This window comes from Variovorax sp. SRS16 (genome assembly GCF_901827165.1).
GTDB lineage: Bacteria > Pseudomonadota > Gammaproteobacteria > Burkholderiales > Burkholderiaceae_C > Variovorax.
Genome location: NZ_LR594666.1, coordinates 3,645,116 through 3,667,054, shown reverse-complemented (window position 1 = coordinate 3,667,054; position 21,939 = coordinate 3,645,116). Strand labels below are relative to the sequence as shown.

General features: G+C 68.3%; 21 protein-coding genes. 7 read left to right on the top strand and 14 right to left on the bottom strand.

Going from position 1 to position 21,939, the window contains the following annotated elements; all coding sequences use genetic code 11:
* From pepN to E5P2_RS17735, 8 genes are all read right to left on the bottom strand, one after another.
* Complete coding sequence (gene pepN, locus E5P2_RS17770) at positions 1-2,694, bottom strand: aminopeptidase N (RefSeq protein ID WP_162568429.1); 2,694 nt, start codon at positions 2,692-2,694, stop codon at positions 1-3.
* Positions 2,681-3,379, bottom strand: coding sequence for an HAD family hydrolase (locus E5P2_RS17765; protein WP_269475687.1), 699 nt, complete (start codon positions 3,377-3,379; stop codon positions 2,681-2,683). Before E5P2_RS17765 ends, pepN begins: the two co-directional genes overlap by 14 nt.
* Before the next feature lies 1 nt (position 3,380).
* Positions 3,381-4,485 (bottom strand): peptide chain release factor 2 gene (gene prfB / locus E5P2_RS17760; RefSeq protein WP_162568427.1). Its coding sequence is split into 2 segments (ribosomal slippage): positions 3,381-4,403 and positions 4,405-4,485, totalling 1,104 coding nucleotides; the frame shifts between segments, so codons are not numbered across the junction.
* 82 nt (positions 4,486-4,567) lie between these two features.
* A complete protein-coding gene (locus E5P2_RS17755; protein WP_162568426.1) occupies positions 4,568-5,773 on the bottom strand; it encodes a hybrid sensor histidine kinase/response regulator in 1,206 nt (401 codons plus the stop codon).
* On the bottom strand, positions 5,763-6,362 hold the full coding sequence (locus tag E5P2_RS17750; RefSeq protein WP_162568425.1) for a chemotaxis protein CheB: 600 nt from the start codon (positions 6,360-6,362) through the stop codon (positions 5,763-5,765). The genes E5P2_RS17755 and E5P2_RS17750 overlap by 11 nt, the downstream gene beginning before the upstream one ends.
* Positions 6,359-7,141, bottom strand: a complete 783-nt coding sequence (locus E5P2_RS17745; RefSeq protein WP_162570540.1) for a CheR family methyltransferase — start codon at positions 7,139-7,141, stop codon at positions 6,359-6,361. The genes E5P2_RS17750 and E5P2_RS17745 overlap by 4 nt, the downstream gene beginning before the upstream one ends.
* Positions 7,142-7,191: 50 nt before the next feature.
* On the bottom strand, positions 7,192-10,665 hold the full coding sequence (locus E5P2_RS17740; RefSeq protein WP_162568424.1) for a response regulator: 3,474 nt from the start codon (positions 10,663-10,665) through the stop codon (positions 7,192-7,194).
* 79 nt (positions 10,666-10,744) lie between these two features.
* Positions 10,745-11,662 (bottom strand): alpha/beta fold hydrolase, encoded by a 918-nt coding sequence (locus E5P2_RS17735; RefSeq protein ID WP_162568423.1) that lies wholly within the window; start codon positions 11,660-11,662, stop codon positions 10,745-10,747.
* A gap of 89 nt (positions 11,663-11,751) precedes the next feature.
* On the opposite strand from E5P2_RS17735, the gene E5P2_RS17730 reads away from it, so the two are divergent.
* From E5P2_RS17730 to E5P2_RS17715, 4 genes are all read left to right on the top strand, one after another.
* Positions 11,752-12,813, top strand: a complete 1,062-nt coding sequence (locus E5P2_RS17730; RefSeq protein ID WP_162568422.1) for an aldo/keto reductase — start codon at positions 11,752-11,754, stop codon at positions 12,811-12,813.
* A gap of 103 nt (positions 12,814-12,916) precedes the next feature.
* On the top strand, positions 12,917-13,411 hold the full coding sequence (locus E5P2_RS17725; RefSeq protein ID WP_162568421.1) for an aminoacyl-tRNA deacylase: 495 nt from the start codon (positions 12,917-12,919) through the stop codon (positions 13,409-13,411).
* Positions 13,412-13,459: 48 nt separating this feature from the next.
* A complete protein-coding gene (plsY, locus tag E5P2_RS17720) occupies positions 13,460-14,095 on the top strand; it encodes a glycerol-3-phosphate 1-O-acyltransferase PlsY (protein ID WP_162568420.1) in 636 nt (211 codons plus the stop codon).
* A gap of 2 nt (positions 14,096-14,097) precedes the next feature.
* Complete coding sequence (locus E5P2_RS17715) at positions 14,098-14,451, top strand: RidA family protein (RefSeq protein ID WP_162568419.1); 354 nt, start codon at positions 14,098-14,100, stop codon at positions 14,449-14,451.
* A gap of 133 nt (positions 14,452-14,584) precedes the next feature.
* On the opposite strand, the gene E5P2_RS17710 is transcribed toward E5P2_RS17715, so the two are convergent.
* Positions 14,585-15,223, bottom strand: a complete 639-nt coding sequence (locus tag E5P2_RS17710; protein WP_162568418.1) for a retropepsin-like aspartic protease family protein — start codon at positions 15,221-15,223, stop codon at positions 14,585-14,587.
* Between the two features lie 7 nt (positions 15,224-15,230).
* Positions 15,231-15,716 carry a YajQ family cyclic di-GMP-binding protein gene (locus E5P2_RS17705; protein WP_162568417.1) on the bottom strand — a complete coding sequence of 162 codons (486 nt, stop codon included), beginning with the start codon at positions 15,714-15,716 and terminating at the stop codon, positions 15,231-15,233.
* Positions 15,717-15,790: 74 nt separating this feature from the next.
* Between E5P2_RS17705 and murB the strand changes: the two genes are divergently transcribed.
* Positions 15,791-16,843 carry a UDP-N-acetylmuramate dehydrogenase gene (murB, locus tag E5P2_RS17700; protein ID WP_162568416.1) on the top strand — a complete coding sequence of 351 codons (1,053 nt, stop codon included), beginning with the start codon at positions 15,791-15,793 and terminating at the stop codon, positions 16,841-16,843.
* A 10-nt stretch (positions 16,844-16,853) separates the two neighbouring features.
* Here the strand turns inward: murB and argG are convergent, their stop codons facing one another.
* From argG to E5P2_RS17680, 4 genes are all read right to left on the bottom strand, one after another.
* Positions 16,854-18,191, bottom strand: coding sequence for an argininosuccinate synthase (gene argG / locus E5P2_RS17695; protein WP_162568415.1), 1,338 nt, complete (start codon positions 18,189-18,191; stop codon positions 16,854-16,856).
* A gap of 14 nt (positions 18,192-18,205) precedes the next feature.
* Positions 18,206-18,529, bottom strand: a complete 324-nt coding sequence (gene ppnP / locus E5P2_RS17690) for a pyrimidine/purine nucleoside phosphorylase (RefSeq protein ID WP_162568414.1) — start codon at positions 18,527-18,529, stop codon at positions 18,206-18,208.
* Between the two features lie 131 nt (positions 18,530-18,660).
* On the bottom strand, positions 18,661-19,191 hold the full coding sequence (locus E5P2_RS17685; protein ID WP_162568413.1) for a hypothetical protein: 531 nt from the start codon (positions 19,189-19,191) through the stop codon (positions 18,661-18,663).
* A gap of 74 nt (positions 19,192-19,265) precedes the next feature.
* A complete protein-coding gene (locus E5P2_RS17680; RefSeq protein WP_162568412.1) occupies positions 19,266-19,619 on the bottom strand; it encodes an ArsC family reductase in 354 nt (117 codons plus the stop codon).
* Positions 19,620-19,653: 34 nt separating this feature from the next.
* Between E5P2_RS17680 and folC the strand changes: the two genes are divergently transcribed.
* A complete protein-coding gene (folC, locus tag E5P2_RS17675) occupies positions 19,654-20,961 on the top strand; it encodes a bifunctional tetrahydrofolate synthase/dihydrofolate synthase (RefSeq protein WP_162568411.1) in 1,308 nt (435 codons plus the stop codon).
* Positions 20,962-21,022: 61 nt separating this feature from the next.
* Positions 21,023-21,928, top strand: coding sequence for an SPOR domain-containing protein (locus tag E5P2_RS17670; protein WP_162568410.1), 906 nt, complete (start codon positions 21,023-21,025; stop codon positions 21,926-21,928).
* Positions 21,929-21,939: the final 11 nt, after the last annotated feature.

Sequence of the window (21,939 nt, the reverse complement as noted above, 5' to 3'; positions counted from 1 at the left end):
TCAGCCCGCCAGCGCCCGGGTAACGACTTCGTGCGTGTCCTTGCTGAGGTCGGGTTTGGCGGCCACGCGCGCGATCGCCTCGCGCGCCGCGCTGCGATAAGGTTCGGCCAGCTTGCTCCAGCGGTCGAGCGCGCGCGCGAGCCGTGCGGCCACCTGCGGGTTGATGGCGTCGAGCTCGATCACGCGGTCGCTCCAGAACACGTAGCCCGCGGCATCGGGCCGGTGCAGCGCGCCGGGGTTGGCGCTGCAATAGCTGAAGATCACGCTGCGCGCGCGGTTCGGGTTCTTGATCGAGAAGTCGGGGTGCTTCATCAGCTGCTTGACCAGCGGCAGGATGTCGCCGCCGCGGTCGGGCGCGCCGGCCTGCAGCGAGAACCACTTGTCGATCACCAGCGCCTCGTCCTTGAAGATGGCGTGGAAGCGCGCCAGCGCCTGCGCTGCCAATGCATGGCCCGAGGAGACCAGCGCGCTCAGCGCATTGAAGCGGTCGGTCATGTTGCCGGCGTCCTTGAAGCGCTGCAGCGTCTTGCCCGGCCACACGGCATCGCCCGAGGCGCGCGCCGCGAGGCACAGGTGGGCGAGGGCCAGGCCCGCGAGCGCGCGGCGGCCCGACGAGGCCGGGTCGGGCCGGTAGGCGCCGGTGTCGTGGTTCTGTGCATAGGCCTCTTCCCATTCGGCGAAGAGCGCGGTGGCCAGCTGCGCGCGCATGCCTTCGCGCACCGCGTGCACGCGCTGCGGATCGACCGATTCCAGGTGCTCGGCGATGTAGGTCTCGGAGGGCAGGGTGAGCACCAGATCCTTGAACGCCGCATCGAGCTTCGGATCGCGCAGCACGCGGCGCATCGCTTCGATGTACGCATCGCCGAGCAACGCCTGCGTGCCGTCGGCGGCGGGCGCGTTGATCGCCTGCATCGCCGAGCGCAGCGCCAGGCGCTGGCCGGCTTCCCAGCGGTTGAAGGGGTCGGGGTCGTTGGCCAGCAGCGTGAGCAACTGTTGGTCGCTGTAGTCGTGGTCGAGGATCACCGGCGCGCTGAAGCCGCGCAGGATCGAGGGCACCGGCTCGGCATCGACGTCGACGAAGACGACCTGCTCGCTGTCGCGCGTGAGGACCAGCGTGCGCGTGCCCTGGCTGGCGCTCTGTTCGCCCTCGAGCCGCAGCGGCAGTTCGCGGCCGTCGGCGCTCAGCAGGCCGAGGTTGACCGGAATCACGAAGGCTTCCTTCACCGGCTGGCCCGGCGTCGGCGGGCAGCTCTGGATGAAGTTCAGCGTGTAGGTGCGGGCCTGCGCGTCGTACACGCCCTGGGCCGCGAGGCGCGGCGTGCCGGCCTGGCCGTACCAGCGCTTGAACTGCGGCAGGAGGCGTGCGAGGTCGGAGTCGGGGTTGGCATCGGCGATGGCCTGCGCGAAGTCGTCGCAGGTCACGGCCTGGCCGTCGTGGCGCTCGAAGTACAGCGTGATGCCGCGCTCGAAGCCCTTGCGGCCGACCAGCGTCTGCATCATGCGCACCACCTCGGCACCCTTCTCGTAGATGGTGACGGTGTAGAAGTTGCTGATCTCGATGTAGCTGTCGGGCCGCACCGGATGCGCCATCGGCCCCGCGTCCTCGGGGAACTGCGCGGTGCGCAGCACGCGCACGTCCTCGATGCGCTTGACGGCGCGCGCCGAGGCGTCGGCGCACAGGTCCTGGCTGAACTCCTGGTCGCGGAACACCGTGAGGCCTTCCTTGAGCGAGAGCTGGAACCAGTCGCGGCAGGTCACGCGGTCGCCGCTCCAGTTGTGGAAGTACTCGTGGCCGACGACGCTTTCGATGTTGCCGTAGTCGGCATCGGTGGCCGTGGCCTGGTTGGCCAGAACGTACTTCGTGTTGAAGATGTTCAGGCCCTTGTTTTCCATCGCACCCATATTGAAGTCGCTGGTGGCGACGATCATGAAGCGGTCGAGGTCCAGCGGCAGGCCGAAGCGCGCCTCGTCCCAGGTCACCGAGTGGATCAGCGAGTTCATCGCGTGCTCGGTCTTGTCGAGGTCGCCGGCGCGCACGTAGACCTGCAGCAGATGGTCGCGGCCGTTGCGCGCGCGGATGCGCTGCTCGCGCGCTACCAGCTTGCCGGCGACCAGCGCGAACAGGTAGCTCGGCTTCTTGAAAGGATCGACCCATTTCGCGAAGTGGCGGCCCTCGGGCAGCTCACCTTGCTCGACCAGGTTGCCGTTCGACAGCAGCACGGGATAGGCGGCCTTGGCAGCGCGCAGCGTGACCGTGTAGCTGGCCATCACGTCGGGCCGGTCGAGGAAGTAGGTGATGCGGCGGAAGCCCTCGGCCTCGCACTGGGTGAAGAAGGTGTCCTCGCTGACGAACAGGCCCATGAGCTTGGTGTTCTTGGCCGGGCAGCAGGTGGTGAAGATCTCCAGCTCGAAGGTCTCGGGCAGGTTGTCGATCACGAGCTGGTCGGCCTCCATGCGGAAGGACGCGCCCTGGCCGTCGACCAGCACGCGCGCGAGGTTGAGTTCGTCGCCGTCCAGGCGCAGCGGCTGCGCATGCACGTCGGGATTGCGGCGCAGGCGCATGCGGTTGAGCACGCGCGTCTTGGCCGGATCGAGGTCGAAGGTCAGCTCGACGGTGTCGATCCAGTAGGCGGGGGCGGCATAGTCCTCGCGACGGATCGCGACGGGCTGGCCTTGAGCATCACGCAACAGCATCGAGTGTCTCCAGAAATTTTGAGTTTGCGAGTTCTTCGTAGTCACGCACGGCCGCAATCACGTGCGGCCCCGCGAGTTGTTCGGCGCTGTGGCTGCTGCAGATCGCCACCGCCTGCATGCCGCCGCGGCGTGCGGCCTCGATGCCGAAGGGCGCGTCCTCGAACACGATACAGCGCGACGGCGACACGCCGATGCGGCGCGCGGCTTCGAGGAAGATCGCCGGCTGCGGCTTGCCGGGCAGGCCTTCGTCGCCGCCCACGATCGCGAGCGGCGGCGGATCGAGCGCCAGCAGCGACATCGTGAAGGTGATGTTGTGCTTGTCGCCGGCCGTGCCGACCGCGGTCTTCAGGCCGCGCGCGGCCGCCGCGCGTGCGAACGCGCGAAAGCCCGCGACCTCGCGGAACTCGGCGCCGAAGAGCTCGCGGTAGATCGATTCCTTCTGGTGCGTGATCTCGGCGCTCTCGGCTTCGCTGACCTCGCGGCCCATCAGCTCGCAGGCGCACTCGAAGGCCGTGCGGCCGTTGGTGCGGCGCATGAAGTCGGGGATGTCGATGGCCAGGCCGCGGCGGCGTCCGAACTCGACCCACGCCCTGGCGTGCCAGGGCATGGAGTCGACCATGGTGCCGTCCATGTCGAAGATCAGCGCTTCCGTTCCCGGCGCGCGCAGCTTGGGGATGTGCGCCACGCTATACGCCCTGCTTGAGCGAGGCTTCGATGAACACATCGAGATCGCCGTCCAGCACCTTCTGCGTGGCCGACACCTCGACGTTGGTGCGCAGGTCCTTGATGCGGCTGTTGTCCAGCACGTAGCTGCGGATCTGGTGGCCCCAGCCGACATCGGTCTTGCTGTCCTCGAGCTTCTGCTGCTCTTCCTGGCGCTTGCGCATCTCGTGGTCGTACAGGCGCGAGCGCAGCCGCTTCCAGGCGACGTCGCGGTTGCTGTGCTGGCTGCGGCCGTCCTGGCACTGCACCACGATGCCGGTCGGAAGGTGAGTCAGGCGCACGGCCGAGTCGGTCTTGTTGATGTGCTGGCCGCCGGCGCCGCTGGCGCGGAAGGTGTCGACACGCACGTCGGACGGGTTGATGTCGATCTCGATCGAGTCGTCGATCTCCGGGTAGACGAAGATGCTGGCGAAGCTGGTGTGCCGTCCGCCCGAGGAGTCGAAGGGCGACTTGCGCACCAGCCGGTGCACGCCGGTCTCGGTGCGCAGCAGGCCGAAGGCGTAGTCGCCCTCGACCTTGATGGTCGCGCCCTTGATGCCGGCGGTGTCGCCCGGTGTCTCGTCCTCGATCTGGGTCTTGAAGCCCTTGCGCTCGGCGTACTTGAGGTACTGGCGCAGCAGCATGCTGGCCCAGTCGCAGGCCTCGGTGCCGCCGGCGCCGGCCTGGATGTCGACGAAGGCATTCAGCGGATCGGCCGGGTTGTTGAACATCCGGCGGAACTCGAGTTGCTTGATGTCGGCCTCGAGCGTGGCCGCGTCGTCGGCGATCGACTGCAGGCCGTCCATGTCGCCGTCTTCCTTCGACATCTCGTAGAGCTCGGTGTTGTCCGAGAGGCCGCTGGTGAGCCGGTCGAGCGTGACCACCACGTCGTCGAGGGATTTCTTCTCGCGGCCCAGGTCCTGGGCCTTCTTGGGGTCGTTCCAGACGGTCGGGTCTTCGAGCGACGCGACCACGGTCCTCAGGCGTTCGGCTTTGGCATCGTAGTCAAAGATACCTCCGTAAATCGACCGTGCGGGCGCTCAGGTCCGCAAGGGTGGCGCCGATTTGGTTGATTTGTTCTGCATCCATGGGAGTGTCCTGACGGTGTTCGGGGGAAACCGTGCATTTTCTCATGGCCGCGGCGTCTTCCCGCGGCGGCGTTCGGCGGGCTTCAGCCGGTCTGCGGCGGGGGCTGCAGCGGCAGGCTCACGCGGAACAGCGCGCCCTCGCCGGGGCGGCTCTCCAGCGTGATCTCGCCGCCGTGCAGGCGCACGATCTGGCGCGTGATGAAGAGCCCCAGCCCGAGCCCGGGCGCGTGCTTGCGGCTGTCGTCGGTGCGCTCGAACTGTTCGAAGATGCGCGCGTGGTCTTCGGGCGCGATGCCGATGCCCTGGTCGCGCACGCTGATCTGCGCACTGTCGCCCACCTGCCGCACCGACACCTGCACCGGCCGGCCGCCGCCGTAGCGCAGCGCGTTGGTCAGCAGGTTGGTCAGCACCTGCTCGATGCGGAACTCGTCCCAGGTGCCGTCGACGCCGTCCTCGGCATCGACGCCGATCGCGCAGCCGGCGGCTTCGGCCTGCTGGGCCAGGCTTTCCGTCACGCGCCGCGCCAGCGCCGACAGGCCGATCGGCTTCGGCTCGATCGACAGCGCGCCGCTGCGCATGCGGGTGACGTCGAGCATGTCGTCGATCAGCCGCACCATGCTGCGGATCTGGCGCTGATCGCGCTCGATCATCGCGGGCAGCCGCTCGGCGTCGAAGGGCGCGAGGTTGCCCTTGGCGAGGTGGAGCTTGCGCACCTGCGTCTCCAGGTACAGCGTGTTGAGCGGCGTGCGCAGCTCGTGCGAGACCATCGACATGAAGTCGTCGCGCATGCGCACCGCGCGTTCGAGTTCGCACTGGGCGCACTGCAGCTTCTGCACCAGCAGCTCCTGCTGGCGGTTCGAGGCGGCCAGCGCCTCCATCTCGCGCTTGAGCGCCTTGCGGTGCCGGTGCAGATCGACGAACACGCTGACCTTGCTGCACACCACGTGGGCGTCCAGCGGCTTCTGCAGGAAGTCGACCGCGCCGCTCTCGTAGCCCGTGAAGGCGTAGTTCATCTCGCTGCCGGCCGCGCTCACGAAGATGATCGGGATATGCCGCGTGCGCTCGGTGCCGCGCATCATCTCGGCCAGTTCGAAGCCGTTCATGCCCGGCATCTGGACGTCGAGGATCGCGAGCGCGAACTCGTGCGCCAGCAGCAGGTCGAGTGCCTGCTCGGCCGAGTTCGCCTTGAAGACCTGGCGCTCCGGGCCGCGGATCAGCGCTTCCAGCGCCAGCAGGTTCTCGGGCAGGTCGTCGACGATCAGCAGCTTGCTTTCGACATCAAAGTGCATGGGCGGCGTCCAGTCGCAGGAGCAGGGTGCGCATCTCGCGCAGCGGCAGCATGAAGTCGGGGGCATGGCGGCGCAGTGCCGCCTGCGGCATGGTGGCGACCTGCGCCTCCATCGGGTCCTGCACCGCGGTCAGGCCGCCCGCGCGGTGGATCTGCAGCAGGCCTTCGGCGCCGTCCTCGTTGGCACCCGTGAGCAGCAGGCCGGCCAGGGCCGAGCCATAGACATCGGAGGCGGAAGCCATCAACAGGTCGATGGACGGCCGCGAGAACAGCACCGGCGGCTCGCAGCTCAGCGAGAAGCGGCGGTCGCGCTCGATCGACAGGTGGTAGCCCGGCGGCGCGAAATGCAGCGTGCCATCGGTGACCGGCACCTTGTCCTCGGCTTCGCGCACGGCGAAGGGTACGCGGTGGCTGAACACATCGGCCAGCCGGCTCTCGTGGCCTTCGGGCAGATGGATGACGACCACCAGCGGCAGCTTCCAGTGCGTCGGCAGCTCGTGCAGCAGGGTCAGGAGCGCGTCGACGCCGCCGGCCGAGGCACCGATCACGGCGGCATCGATGCGGCGCGCGATCTGGGGAATGCGCTTCATGATGCCTTGCGGTAGATGCGCTCCGCGCGCGACAGCGCGTCGAAGCTTGCGGCATGGCGGGAGAAGTCGATGCTCTCCTTGGCGCCGAGGCCGAGGAAGCCGCGATGGCACAGCGACTCGTGGAAAAGGCCCAGCGCGCGGTCCTGCAGCTGGCGATTGAAGTAGATCAGCACATTGCGGCAGGACACGAGCTGCGTCTCGGCGAACACGCTGTCGGTCGCCAGGCTGTGGTCGGCGAAGATCACGTCGGCGCACAGCGCGGGGTCGAAGCGCGCGGCGTCGTAGGCGGCCGTGTAGTAGTCCGAGAAGGCACGCCGGCCGCCGGCGCGCTGGTAGTTGGCGGTGTAGCCGCGCACCGCCTCGAGCGGGAAGATGCCCTGGCGCGCCTTTTCGAGCGACGTGGGGTTGATGTCAGTGGCATAGATGCGGCTGCGCGCGAGCAGGCCTTCTTCCTCGAGCAGGATGGCGAGCGAGAACACTTCCTCGCCGGTGCTGCAGCCGGCGACCCAGATCTTGATCGACGGATAGGTCTGCAGGACCGGCACCACCTGCCGGCGCAGCGCGAGGAAATACGCCGGGTCGCGGAACATCTCGCTCACCGGGATGGTGAGGAATTGCAGGAGCCGGCTGAAGACGGCCGGGTCGCGCAGCACCTTGTCCTGCAGCGCCGAGATGCTCGGCAGGTCGAGCTGGCCGAGCGCATACAGCACGCGCCGCTTCTGTGACGCACCGGTGTAGTCGCGGAAGTCGTGGCTGTACTTGAGGTAGATCGCCTCCATCAGCAGCCGCAGCTCGATGTCGGTGTCGCTCGGCGGTTCGCTCGCAGGGTTCACGGCAGGCGTTCCATCTTCGGCATCCACACGCGCAGCAGCGAGAACAGGCGATCGAGGTCGACCGGCTTCGCGAGGTAGTCGCTGGCGCCGGCCGCCAGGCACTGTGCCTGGTCGTCCTTCATGGCCTTGGCAGTGATGGCGATCACCGGCAGCTTGCCGAAGCGCGGATCCTGGCGCAGGCGCCGCGTGGCTTCGAGGCCGTCCATCTCGGGCATCATCACGTCCATCAGCACCAGGTCGATGTCGGGCACCTGGTCGAGCTTCTCGAGCGCCTCGCGGCCGTTGCGGCCGATCTCCACCTTCGCGCCGCGCTGCTCCAGCGCGCTGGTGAGCGCGAAGATGTTGCGCACGTCGTCGTCCACCAGCAGGATCGAGCGGCCCTCGAACACGCGGTCGCGGCCGCGCGCGGTCTTCAGCATGGTCTGGCGTTCGCTCGACATGCTGGCCTCGACCTTGTGCAGGAACAGCGTGACCTCGTCGAGCAGCCGCTCGGGCGAGCGCGCGCCCTTGATGATGATCGAGCGCGAATAGCGCAGCAGCTCGGCTTCCTCGGCGTGCGTGAGGTTGCGTCCGGTGTAGACGATCACCGGCGGGAAGGAGCAGATCTCCTCGGTCGCCATCCGCTTGAGCAGCTCCGCGCCCTGCATGTCGGGCAGGCGCAGGTCGGTGACCATGCAGTCGAAGACGCGGGTGCGCAGCAGCGCCATCGCCTCTTCGCCGGACTCGACCGCGGTGATGACGACGTCCTCGTCGCCGATCAGTCTGACCACGCTCTCGCGCTGCAGCGCATCGTCCTCGACCAGCAGCACGGTCTTGACCTTCTGCGTGAGCTTCTCCTCGAACTTGCGGAAGACCTGGGTGAGCTGTTCGCGCGTGGTCGGCTTGAGCGCGTAGCCGATCGCGCCCATGTGCATCGCGGCCTCGGTGTTGTCCTGCGCGGACACCACGTGCACGGGGATGTGGCGCGTCTGCGGATCGTCCTTCAGATGCTGCAGCACGCTCAGGCCGGGGCTGTCGGGCAGGCGCATGTCGAGCAGGATCGCATCGGGCAGGAACTGCTCGGCGAGGCTGAAGCCCTCGGCTGCGCCCTGCGCGACCAGGCAGCGGTAGCCGAGCTCGTGCGCGAGGTCGTAGAGGATGTGCGCGAACTGCGGCTCGTCCTCGATCACCAGCACGCGGCGCCGCTGGTCGTGCGGCAGCGCGCGATCGTCGGCGAAGGGCGGCTGGAGCGGCGCCGGTGCCGGCGCGGGGGCCACGATCGGCGCGGCGGCGAAGGCGGGGCGATGCGTGCCGGCAGCGGGCCTTGGCGGTGCCGGCTGCCTGGATTGCGGCGCCCGCGCCGGCAGCTGCAGCGTGAAGGTGCTGCCCTCGCCGGGCACGCTCTGCACGCTGAGCGCGCCGCCGAGCAGATGGGTCAGGTCGCGCGAGATCGACAGGCCGAGGCCGGTGCCGCCGTAGCGGCGGCTGGTGGTGCCGTCGGCCTGGCGGAAAGCCTCGAAGATCACGTCCTGCTGGCTCGGTGGAATGCCGATGCCCGAGTCGGTCACGGCGAACAGCGCACCGCCGTCGGGCGCGCCGGAGACGGTCAACGTCACTTCGCCGCGCTCGGTGAACTTGATGGCGTTCGACAGCAGGTTCTTCAGGATCTGCTCGACGCGCTGGCGGTCGGTCTCGAGCGTGGCCGGCGCGCCGGGCCGCACGTCGAGCCGGAAGGCGAGGTGCTTCTGTGCCGCCAGCGGCGTGAAGGTCATCTCCAGGCTGGCTGCCAGCCGTGCGATGGCGACGTCCTCGGCCACCAGGTCGAGCTTGCCGGCCTCGACCTTGGCGATGTCGAGGATGTCGTTGATCAGCACCAGCAGGTCGTTGCCCGAGGCGTAGATGGACTCTGCGAACTTCACCTGTTCCGCGCTCAGATTGCCCTGCGTGTTGTCGCCGAGCAGCTTGGCAAGGATCAGCGCGCTATTGAGCGGCGTGCGCAGCTCGTGCGACATGTTGGCGAGGAATTCCGACTTGTAGCGGCTCGCGCGCTGCAGCTCGTCGGCGCGCTCCTCGAGGTCCTGCTGCACGCGGCGCAGCGCGGCGTTGCGCTGGTCCAGGGCCTCGGTGCGTTCGGACAGCTGGCTGTTGGTCTGCTCCAGCTCGGCCTGCTGGTTCTCCAGCGTGGCCTGCGAGGCGCGCAGGGCGCGCGACTGCTCCTCGAGTTCCTCGTTGGCGGTGCGCAGCTCTTCCTGCTGCACCTGGAGTTCCTCGTTGAGCTGCTGGGTTTCGGCCAATGCGTCCTGCAGCTGCTCGCGAAAGCGTGCGGCGGCAACCGAGCTGCCGATGTTGCCGGCCACCAGTTCCAGCAGGGCCGTGCCGCGCTCTTCGACGGCCTGGAGCATGCCGAGCTCGACAACGCCGTTGACGATGCCGTCGTTGGCCACCGGCAGCAGCAGCGCCGCGGCCGGCGCGCTGCCGCCCAGGCCCGAGTTGACCTTGAAATAGGCGGCCTCGACCGGCGCGACCCGCATCAGCCGATTCTCGGTGGCGGCCTGGCCGACGAGGCCTTCGCTCGGGGACAGCACCTGCGGCGTGGCTTCGGCCGCATCGGAGAAGCCGTAGCTTGCCACGCGCCGCAGCGTGCCATGGCGTTCGCGCACATACATCGCGCCGACCACGCTGCCGACATGGCGCGCGAAGAAGGCCAGCACCTTGCGGCCCATCTCCTGCGCGCCGAGCTCGCCGACCAGTTCGCCGGTGAGCTCGGTTTGCGCGGTGCGCAACCAGGCCTGCCGCTGAAGGATTTCGGCGTGCGCGGCCTGTCCCTGCAGCACGCCTTCGTAGCTTTGGGACATCTGCATGAGCTGGCGGCGTCCGAAAAAGGCCAGCAGGCCGGTGACTGCCAGGGTGAAGAGGACGAACACGCCGACCACCGCGTAGCTGGTGTTGTTCGCCTCGGTGTTGCGCTGGAAGCGCAGCGCCAGCTCGGTGCTCATGAAGTTGGTGAACTCGGCGCGGACGTCGTCGGTCAGCCGCTTGCCGCGGCCCAGCGCCACCGGCTGCTGGTAGTCGCCGCCGTCGCGGCGCAGCGCGATCATCTCGCGCGCGAAGTCGTTCCAGGTGTTCTGCAGCGCGCTGATGCGGTCGACGCGGTCCACTTGCGACTGGTTGTCCGAGACCAGTGTCCTGAGCGCCGCCAGGCCGATCCTGACCCGGGGCAGGGCGCTTTCGTACGGTTCGAGGAAGCTGGTGTCGCCCGTGATCAGGTAGCCGCGCATGCCGGTTTCGAGATCGATGATCTGCCGCTGGACCTCGCTGGCGCTGCGCGTGACGCGATCGGTGTGTTCGACCCAGGCGATCGTCGAGAGCAGGTAGAAGATGAGCAGCGCGAAGACCACCGCCCCGATCAGGCCGCCGATGATCGGGATCTTCAGATTGCGATTCAGCAGGCGCTGGAAGTCCTCGGGATCGATCGCGGATGGGCTGTTCATGAAGGGGCTTTGAGCAAAACCCGACAAGTCTGCCCGACCCGTGATCCTTTGCTTGTCGGAGAAGGCCGCGCGAACCGGCTCAACCGGCGAGGAAGGCGTCGATCAGCGCCGCCACGCGCGCGGGCTGGTCGTGGTGGAGCATGTGCCCGGCGTCCTCGACGCATGCGACGCGCGCGTCGGGCACTGTCTTCAGGCGCTCGTGGTAGTCGGCCAGCGTGTAGCCGCCTTTCCACCAGCGGCCGAGGCTGTCGTCCGAGGCTTCCACGGCCAGCAGCGGCGCGGCGATGCAGGCATAGAGCGCGAGCGTCTCGTCGACGCGGAACAGGTTGGCGTTGATGATCTTGTGCGCCGGATCGCCGAGGATTTCCCAGGCCTCGCGGCCATCGGGCTGACGCCTGGCGACCGACCAGTGGGCCGCGAGCCAGTCGGCCTTGTCCTGCGTGAGGCGCGGGTTGGTCTTCATCAGGCGCCGGGCCACGCCGCCGGCCTCGGGGTAGGTCGCGAGTCCCATCTCGCCGCGGTGCAGGCGCTTGAGCTGGTCGATCCACTTGCCGAAGCGCGCAGGCGCTTCGTCGGCCCGCAGCGGCGCCATGCCGAAGCCTTCGAGGTTGACCAGCCGGCGCACGCGCCGCGGACGCACGCCCGAATACTGCATCGCGATGTTGCCGCCCATGCTGTGGCCGACGAGGTCGATCGGCGTATCGCCCGCATAGTGGTCGAGCAGCCAGTCGAGGTCGGCCAGGTAGTCGGGCATCCAGTAGTTGTCGACGCCGCCGCCGTCGGTGAGGCCGAAGCCGCGCCAGTCGGGCGCGAGCACCCAGCGCGCCTCGGCCAGCGCGTCGACCACGAACTGCCACGAGGCCGCGACATCCATCCAGCCGTGCAGCAGCACCAGCGGCGGCCGCGCCGGCGAGGGCTCGCCCCAGAGGCGCACGTGATAGCGCAGGTTGCGCACGGGAACGAACTCGCTGCGGGAGGGGCGCAAGGCTTGGTACATGCGGCCGATGATAAGCAGCGCCCGACGGCGGGCCTGCCTCCGGGGTGACTCGGCAGCGGCGGACGGCCGGGCGCGTTAGCATTTCGCCCATGAAAAAAATCCGGCTTGGCCACAGCGACCTCTACGTCACCCCGATCTGCCTCGGCACCATGACCTTCGGCGAGCAAGTGGACGAACCCACTGCGCACGCGATCCTGAACCGCTCGTTCGAGCGCGGCGTGGATTTCATCGACACCGCCGAGATGTATGCGGTGCCGACCCGCAAGGAAACCTTCGGTGCGACCGAATCCATCATCGGCAACTGGTTCGCGAAGCATCCGGGCATGCGGGCGAAGACGGTGCTGGCCACCAAGGTCGCAGGCCCGTCGCGCGGCATGGACTGGGTGCGCCAAGGCAGCGGCATGACGGCCGAGGACATCGTCGCCTCGTGCGAGAACAGCCTGCGGCGGCTGCAGACCGACGTGATCGACCTCTACCAGATCCATTGGCCGGAGCGGCACGTGCCGGCCTTCGGCAACCTGTACTACGACCCGTGCAAGGAAACGTCGCGCACGCCGATCCGCGAGCAACTCGAAGCATTGGCGAAGCTGGTCGAGGCAGGCAAGGTGCGCGCCATCGGCCTGTCCAACGAGACGCCCTACGGCGTGCACGAGTTCGTGCGGCTGGCCGAGGAGCATCGACTGCCGCGCGTGGCCACGGTGCAGAACGTCTACAACCTGCTCAATCGCACGGTCGAGAACGGCCTGGACGAAACCATGCACCGGCTCGGCGTCTCGCTGCTGGCCTACTCGCCGCTGGGCTACGGCCTGCTGACCGGCAAGTACGACGCCGGCGGAAGCACGGGGCCCGGTGCGCCTGCCGGCGCGCGCATCACCCTCTACGAGTCGGTGCGCAAGCAGCGCTGGGGCCGGCCCGGCTCGCTGGCGGCGGCGCGGCGCTACAACCAGCTGGCGCGCGAGCACGGCATGACGCCGACCAAGTTCGCGCTGGCCTTCTGCAACAGCAAGTGGCAGGTCGCGAGCACCATCCTCGGCGTCACCTCGGTCGCCCAGCTCGACGAGAGCATCGACAGCTGGGGGGCCACCCTGCCGCCGGAAGTTCTGGCCGAGATCGACCAGCTGCGCCTCGAGATGCACGACCCCGCTTTCTGATGTCAGCCCTCCGGCTTGCCACTTCGTGTGCTTCGCCACCCCCCAAGGGGGAGGCGCGGCTCGCCTTGGGACGGCCCGGCGGCGGCGGCAGTCCTCGCTTCTCATGAGCAGCCGCAAGACCCACGTCAGCGAAACGCCCGCCACGCAGATGCTGAAGGCGAACGGCATCGCATTCACCGAGCATCCCTACGAGTACCTCGAGCATGGCGGCGCGCAGCACAGCGCCGCCGTGCTCGGGCTCGACCCCTTCACGGTAGTCAAGACGCTGGTGATGCAGGACCAGGACGCCAGGCCCCTGATCGTGCTGATGCACGGCAACCGCACGGTATCGACCAAGAACCTCGCGCGGCAGATCGGCGCCAAGTCGGTGGAGCCGTGCAGGCCGGAGGCGGCGAATCGGCACAGCGGCTACCTGGTCGGCGGCACCTCGCCCTTCGGCACGCGGCGCGCGATGCCGGTGTATGTCGAGGCCACGATCCTCGAACTGCCGAGGATCGCGATCAACGGCGGGCGGCGCGGCTACCTCGTGGGCCTCGACCCGCAGGTCTGCGTGAAGCTGCTCGACGCCCAGCCTGTTCACTGCGCGCTGGCAGAATAGCCCGCCGGTTCAGCGGCGCATGGCCTGTCCGGCGCGCCTGGAGACAACGTGAGTTTTCATCTTCCTTCGATCGTCGCGATCGTCCTGTCCTACCTGCTGGGATCGCTCTCTTTCGCCGTCATCGTCAGCAAGTCGCTCGGCATGGCCGATCCGCGCAGCTACGGCAGCGGCAACCCCGGTGCGACCAACGTGCTGCGCTCGGGCCGCAAGGGCGCCGCGCTCGCGACGCTGCTGCTCGACGCGCTCAAGGGCTGGCTGCCGGTGTTCGCGATCCAGCACTTCGGCGGCCGCTTCGACCTGGGGCCGGACACCGCGGCGCTGGGCGGGCTTGCAGCTTTCCTCGGGCACCTCTATCCGGTGTTCTTCGGCTTCAAGGGCGGCAAGGGCGTGGCCACCGCGGCCGGTGCATTGATCGGGATCGAGTGGCTGCTGGGGCTCGCGACCGGCACCACCTGGCTGATCATCGCGGTCTTCTTTCGCTACTCGTCGCTGGCCTCGATCGTGGCCGCCTTCTTCGCGCCGGCCTACTATCTGCTGGGCGGCGGCATCGCCTGGCCGCTGAACCGCACGGTGCTGCTGGCGCTGATCGTCATCAGCCTGCTCCTGATCTGGCGCCACCGCGCCAACATCCGCCGGCTTGCGGCCGGCACCGAATCGAGACTCGGCTCGACAAAGAAGGAATGACCATGGCATCCATCCAGCGCTTTCACGTCGGGCCGCGCCTGAGCGAAACCGCCGTTCACAACGGCACGATCTACCTTGCGGGCCAGGTGCCCGACGACACCTCGCAGGACATCCGCGGCCAGACCGCGCAGGTGCTGGCGATGGTCGACCGCCTGCTGGCCGAGGCCGGCAGCGACAAGTCGCGCATCCTGATGACGCAGATCTTCCTGGCCGACATCGCGGACATCGGCGCGATGAACGAGGTCTGGGACGCATGGATCCCGGCCGGCCACACGCCGCCGCGCGCGACGGTGCAGGCGGCGATGGCGAACAAGGCTTACAAGATCGAGATCGTGGTGACGGCGGCAATGGCTTGAACATCGAGCCCGTCGTTGACCACGTGCTCCCGATGCCAGGAACACCGCGGATCCGGCTTGGCCGGTCCGCCGGTGTTGCCCCCGGTAGGGGGAAGGCGAAGCGACACGAAGTGCGCCTAGCCTGGGGGCGAGCCTAGTACCGCTTCTCGAGCACCATCTGATCGGCGTCGCGCCGCATCGAGAAGTGGCTGATGAAACTGTTGCCGAGCAGCACATACGGCATCGGCTGCTGCGAGACGATGGCCTCGATGTCATAGACCTCGACATCGCCGACGCGCACCGAATCGAGCCGCACGCGATAGCCCGGCGCCACGCCGTTGGCGGTGTTCACGCGGATGGGCTGGCCCTTGCTGTAGTCGAGCCCGATGCGCTGTGCGTCGGCAGCCGACATCGCGACGGTGGTGGCGCCGGTATCGACCATGAAGCTGACCGCCCGGCCGTTGATGGCGCCCTGCGTGGTGAAATGGCCGCCGCTCGACGCCGGCAGCACGATGCGGGTCCCGCCGCCACTGCCGCCACTGCCACCGATGCTGACCGGCGTGTCCATGCGCAGCGCGACGCGCTTGCCGCCGGATTCGACGGTGGCCTGCTCGGCCTGCAGGGCCAGCAGCTTGACGCCCTGGTAGGTCTCGCCGACCGCCACGGTCTTGGGTGCACCGCCGTTGACGATGAGGATCGCGCGGCTGCCGATCGTGCCGGTCAGCATGACGGATTGCGCGTGCGCGAACGTGCAGGCTGCAGCCAGCAGCCATGCCGAAAGGACCGGCTTCATGACGGGCCTAGTCCCGGAAGTTGTTGAACGACAGCGGCGTGTCGGGCACGTCCTTCTTGATCAGCGCCATCGCCGCCTGCAGGTCATCGCGCTTGGCACCCGTCACGCGCACCGCGTCGCCCTGGATCGCGGCCTGCACCTTGAGCTTGCTGTCCTTGAGCAGCCGGGTGATCTTCTTGGCCTGCTCGTTCTCGATGCCGCTCTTGACCTTGATCACTTGCTTGACCTTGTCGCCGCCGATCTTCTGGACCGCGCCCTTGTCGAGAAAGCGCACGTCGACGCTGCGTTTGGTGAGCTTGCTGCGCAGGATGTCCTCGACCTGCACCAGCTGGAATTCGGCATCGCCCGTCAGGGTGATTTCCTTGTCCTTGAGCTCGACGGCGGCGGCCGTGCCCTTGAAGTCGAAGCGCGTCGCGATTTCCTTGGCGGTGTTCTCGACCGCGTTCTTCACCTCGGGCAGGTTGGGTTCACAAACGGTGTCGAAAGACGGCATGAAGGCTCCGGCGGCAACGGGTTGAATTGCGCTGCGCGCGATGCGGCGCGGCGTGCGAATGCGACAATTCTCCCATGATCGTGGAGCACAACGTACCGCTGCAGCAGCACAACAGCTTCGGCATCGTCGCGCGCGCGCAGCATCTGGTTCGCATCACCGGCGAGGCTGACGTGGCCGCGCTGCGTGCGGATGCGCAGTGGCGCGACGCGCCGAAGTTCGTGCTTGGCGGCGGCAGCAACATCGTGCTGACCGGTGACGTCCGGCCGCTGGTGCTGAAGGTCGAGATCAAGGGCCTGAGGCTGGTCGACACCACCCCGCGCGCCTGGATCGTCGAGGCCGGCGCCGGCGAGAACTGGCACGACACGGTGCGCTGGACGCTCGATCAGGGCTTTCCCGGCCTGGAGAACCTGGCGCTGATTCCCGGCACGGTGGGCGGCTCGCCGGTGCAGAACATCGGCGCTTATGGCGTCGAGCTGCAGGACCGCTTCGAATCGCTCGACGCGATCGACCTCGACACCGGCCGCGGCTTCACGCTCGACGCTGCGCAGTGCGCCTTCGGCTACCGCGACTCGGTGTTCAAGCACGCGGCCAGCGGCGGCAACGACTTCGGGCTCGCGGGGCGGGCGTTGATCACGCGCGTGCGTTTGCGCCTGCCGCGGCCGTGGAAGCCGGTGCTGGGCTACCTCGACCTCGAACGCAAGATGGCCGAGACGGGCAACTTCACGCCGAGCGCGATGGAGATCTTCGACTGGGTCTGCGCGATCCGCCGCGCCAAGCTGCCCGACTGGCGGGTGCTCGGCAATGCCGGCAGCTTCTTCAAGAATCCGACGGTGACGCCGGAGCAGTGCGCCGACATCATCGCGCGCGATCCGAAGATCGTTCATTACCCGATGGCCGACGGCAGCATCAAGCTGGCCGCGGGCTGGCTGATCGATGCCTGCGGCTGGAAGGGCAAGTCGGTCGGCAATGCGGGTGTCTACGAGCGGCAGGCGCTCGTGCTGGTGAACCGCGGCGGTGCCGCCGACCCGGTCACCGGCGGCGAGGTGATGACGCTGGCCAAGGCCATCCAGACCAGCGTCTACGAGCGCTTCGGCATCCGGTTGGAGCCCGAGCCTGTGGTGGTCTGACCCTGCCTGGTCAATCCTTGTTGTCGTTTTTCAGCTGAGGCAGCGAAGCGCCTTGGGTCGATGACAGCAGGCCCGTCGCCGTATAGATCGCCAGCTTGTCGCGCGTGTCGACGATGTCGAGGTTGCGCATCGTCAGCTGGCCGATGCGGTCCAGCGGCGTGAACGCGCCCTCGACCTTTTCCATGCTCAGCCGCTCGGGCTTGTAGGTGAGGTTGGGCGAGACGGTGTTCAGGATCGAGTAGTCGTTGCCGCGGCGCAGCTCGACGCTGACCTCGCCGGTGATCGCGCGCGCGACCCAGCGCTGGGCGGTCTCGCGCAGCATGATGGCCTGCGGATCGAACCAGCGTCCCTGGTAGAGCAGACGGCCCAGGCGTCGGCCGTGGTCGCGGTACTGCTCGATCGTGTCCTCGTTGTGGATGCCGGTGACCAGCCGCTCGTAGGCGATGAACAACAGCGCCAGGCCCGGGGCTTCGTAGATGCCGCGGCTCTTGGCCTCGATGATGCGGTTCTCGATCTGGTCGCTCATGCCCAGGCCGTGGCGGCCGCCGATGCGGTTGGCTTCGAGGATCAGGTCGACCAGGCTGGCGTACTCGACGCCGTTGATCGCGACCGGACGGCCCTCGACGAAGCGCACCGTGACCTCTTCGCGCTTGACTTCGACTTCGTCCTTCCAGAACGCCACGCCCATGATGGGCTGGACGATCTTCATGCCGCTGTCGAGGTGCTCGAGGTCTTTCGCCTCGTGCGTGGCGCCGAGCATGTTGGAGTCGGTCGAGTAGGCCTTCTCGGCCGACATCTTGTAGGCGAAGCCGGCCTTCTGCATGAACGCGGACATCTCGGCGCGGCCGCCCAGTTCGTCGATGAAGGTCTGGTCGAGCCAGGGCTTGTAGATCTTCAGCGCCGGGTTGGTGAGCAGGCCGTAGCGGTAGAAGCGCTCGATGTCGTTGCCCTTGTAGGTGCTGCCGTCGCCCCAGATGTGGACGTCGTCTTCCTTCATCGCCGACACCAGCATGGTGCCGGTGACCGCGCGCCCGAGCGGCGTGGTGTTGAAGTAGGTGACGCCGGCCGTGGTCACGTGGAAGGCGCCGGCCTGCAGCGCAGCCAGGCCTTCGGCGGCGAGCTGGGTGCGGCAATCGATCAGGCGCGCCTTCTCGGCGCCGTAGAGCATCGCCTTGCGCGGGATCTCGTCGTAGTCGGGCTCGTCGGGCTGGCCGAGGTTGGCGGTGTAGGCGTAGGGGATGGCGCCCTTGTTGCGCATCCAGTGCAGCGCGGCGCTGGTGTCGAGGCCGCCCGAAAAGGCGATGCCGACCTTCTGGCCGGCGGGTACGTTCTGGAGGATGGTGGACATGCTCGGATCCCGGTTCAGCCGAAGTGGCAGATGTAGCTGTAGGGCTCGCCGCTCACCCGGATCTGGAAGCTCGAGTTGCCGGGCACGCTGAATTTTTCGCCGGCGCCCGAGGCCACCCATGCATCGCTGCCGGCCAGCTTGTATTCGCAGCGGCCGCCCGTGCCTTCCATCAGCTCGGGCGCGCCGGTGTTGAAGGTCAAGGTGGAAGGCAGGATCACGCCAACCGATTTCTTCGTGCCGTCGGCGAGCGTGAGGCTGTGGCTCACGCATTTGCCGTCGAAGTAGACGTTGGCCTTGGTCGACACCGCGACGCTGTGGAGGGATTCGGTTGTGCTCATTGGAAAGAAGGAGGGCCTGGCGCCGGTTGCGGTCGGCAACCGGCAGCGCGCCGTTGCCGGACGCTCCGTGCGATGGTTGGAAAGCCCGTGATTTTAGGCTTGCCGGCCGGCCCTCCGGCCCGAGGCGCCGCTCAGCGCCAGCGGCCGCCGTGCCAGCCGCCGCCCCAGCCGCGCGAGTAGCCGAGGTTCAGCGACAGCCCGATGGGCGGATAGATGTAGGGATAGGGCGCGTAGCCGTAGGCGTAGGCCGGCTGGACAACCACCGGCGCGGGGTAGTAGGCCGGTGCGGGCTGCGCGTAGCCGGGCGCCTGGTCGCCCGACACCACGACGCCGGGCTCCGGCTGCACGTCGTTCCAGGCTTGCTGCGGCTGTCCGCCGCCGGGTACCAGCTGCGGTTGCGGCGCCACGGGCGAGGTGGTGACGCCGTAGTTGTTGACCTCGATCGGGATGCTGGCGCCCGGGCGGGTGTCGGTGTGGATCGTGTACTGGCGGCCTGCGTATTCGTAGGTCACGGAATAGCGGGTGACGCCGGGGGCTTCTTCCACCGGCCTGGCCGAGATGACGCGGGCCATCACTTGCTGGGCCTGCGCCATGGTGGCGACGCCGGCCAGTGCCGCGAGAAGCGAAAGGCCCAGAATGTTGCGAACGATCTTCTTGCTCATGTCAGAACTCCTTGAGGGGGCGCGTACGCCGCTGAACGGGTTGGATGAGTCCGCTCGGGTCGGGTTCCGGCCCTTTACACAGCGTAGCCTTTCCACTGCGTGGCGTCGAATCCAGTCGTAACGCCGGCCTTCGGGCCCCAGTTGACCACCGGTCGCTTGATGAGACTCGGGTTGGCCAGCAGCACCGTGCGCGCCGATGCACGATCGACGACCGCCGCGCGGGTCGGGTCGTCAAGTCGACGCCAGGTGGTGCCGCGGCGGTTGACCAATGCTTCCCAGCCCGGCGCATCCAGCCATCGGTCGAGTTCGGCCTCGGGCACGCCGTCCTTCTTGAAGTCGTGATAACGGTAGGCCACGCCCTGTTCGTCGAGCCAGGCGCGGGCGCGTTTCACCGTGTCGCAGTTCGTGATGCCATAGAGAGTCGTCATGCGGCGATGATGCCCGCGCCGTGCGTCGGCGACAATGCCGGCCTCCATGAAAACCCTTGTCGACTGGCTGGCGCACGCCGAGCACCTGCATCCCAAGAGCATCGAGCTGGGGCTCGACCGCGTCCGCGCCGTGGCCGCGCGCCTCGGCCTTGCCTTCGATTGTCCGGTGATCACCGTGGCCGGCACCAACGGCAAGGGCTCGACCTGCGCGATGCTCGAATCGATCCTCATGCGTGCGGGCTACCGCACCGCGGTGTTCACCTCGCCGCACCTGGTGCGCTTCGAGGAGCGGCTGCGGCTCGCGGGCGAGGCGGTCGACGGCGTCGAACTGGCGCGGCATTTCGAGACAGTGGAAGCCGGCCGCGGCGATGTCGCGCTGACGTATTTCGAATTCACGACGCTGTCCATTCTGCTGTGCATGGCGGCGAGCAAGCCCGATGTGGCCATTCTCGAAGTCGGCCTCGGCGGCCGGCTGGACGCGGTCAACATCATCGATGCCGATTGCGCGGTGATCACCAGCATCGACCTCGACCACATGGATTTCCTCGGCCCCGATCGCGAGAGCATCGGCTTCGAGAAGGCCGGCATCCTGCGCGCCGGCCGGCCCGCGATCGTCAGCGACCCGATGCCGCCGCAGAGCGTGATCGACCACGCCGAGGCCATCGGCGCCGACCTCTGGCGCGTGGGCCGCGATTTCAACGTGACGGGCGACAAGCAGCAATGGGGCTGGAGCGGCCGCGGACGGCGCTACAGCGGCCTGGCCTATCCGGCCCTGCGCGGCGCCAACCAGCTGATCAATGCGGCCGGCGTGCTGGCGGCGCTCGAATCGCTGCGCCCGCGTTTGCCTGTCACTGCCCAGGCGATTCGCACCGGCCTCGCGATGGTCGAGCTGCCGGGGCGCTTCCAGATCGTCCCGGGCGAGCCCGTGCTGGTGCTCGACGTGGCGCACAACCCGCATGCGGTCGCGGCGCTGGCCGAGAACCTCGATGCCATGGGTTTCTATCCGACCACCCACGCGGTCTTCGGCGTGATGGCCGACAAGGACCTGGCGCCGATGTTCGCGCGCATCGGGCCGATGATCGACCGCTGGTACTTCACCGATCTGCCGACTGCGCGGGCCGCGCAGGCCGCCGACTTGCTCGCCCGCTGGCAGGCGCAGAACACGCGCGCCGATGCCTCGGGCAGCGTGCACGCGGCACCGATGGCGGCGCTCCGGGCGGCCATCGAGCAGGCGAACCCCGCTGATAGAATCGTCGTCTTCGGATCGTTCTTCACAGTGGGTGGCGTGCTCGAAAACGGAACACCCCGTCTGCGCGCCAGGCACCTGTCGTCCGGCTCCTGATCCGCCTGATTGCCGGCGCCTTTTCCACCTCACGCTGTACTCCCTCAGGAAAACGAATTTCATGGCGTTCTTCAAGTTCCGCACCCGCGGTCCGCAGGGCAACGAAGGGCGAAACACGAGCGTCGCTTCGGCGCCGGCAGAGAGCATCGAGGCCATGCGCCGGCGCGCGCGCCACAGGCTGCTGGGCGCCGCGGTGCTGGTGCTGGTCGGTGTGATCGGCTTCCCCTTGCTGTTCGACACCCAGCCGCGTCCCATTGCGGTCGACATTCCGATCGAGATCCCCGACCGGGCCAAGGTCAAGCCGCTGCCCTTGCCTGCGACACCGGCGCCGGCACCCGCTGCGGCATCGACGCCGGCGCCGACCCCCGGCAGCGATGCCGGCAAGGCCGCCGAGCCGAGCACGCGCGTGGCGGCCGCATCGCGCAGCAGCAGCCCCGACATGATCACGGAGTCGGCCGACGGCGCCGAGATCGCGCCCGACAAGCCCTCGCTCCCGGCACCCGACGGGAAGTCCGAGTCCGCACCCGCCCCCGAAACCAAGCCGCATCCCAAGCCCGAGCCCAAGGCCGAAGCCAAGACGAAAGCGGAAGCCAAGGCCGAGTCGAAGCCCGAACCCAAGCCGGCCCCCGCCAAGCCTTCGCCTGCCGACGATGCAAGCCGGGCGCGCGCGCTGCTCGAAGGCAAGAGCGCCCCGACCGTGGTCGCCGCTGCCAAGCCGGCCGCTGCGGCCGAGGACTCTGGCCGCTTCGTGGTCCAGGTCGGCGCCTTCGCCGACGCCGACAAGGCGCGCGAGGTGCGGCAAAAGCTCGAGAAGGCGGGGCTCAAGACCTTCACCACCGTCACGAAGACGGCCGGCGGCGAGCGCACGCGTGTGCGTGTCGGTCCCTTCGGCTCGCGCGCCGAGGCCGACCGCGCGGCGGGGCGCGTCAAGGGCTTGTCATTGCCCGCGGCCGTCCTCAGCTTGTAGTCACCGCTGGC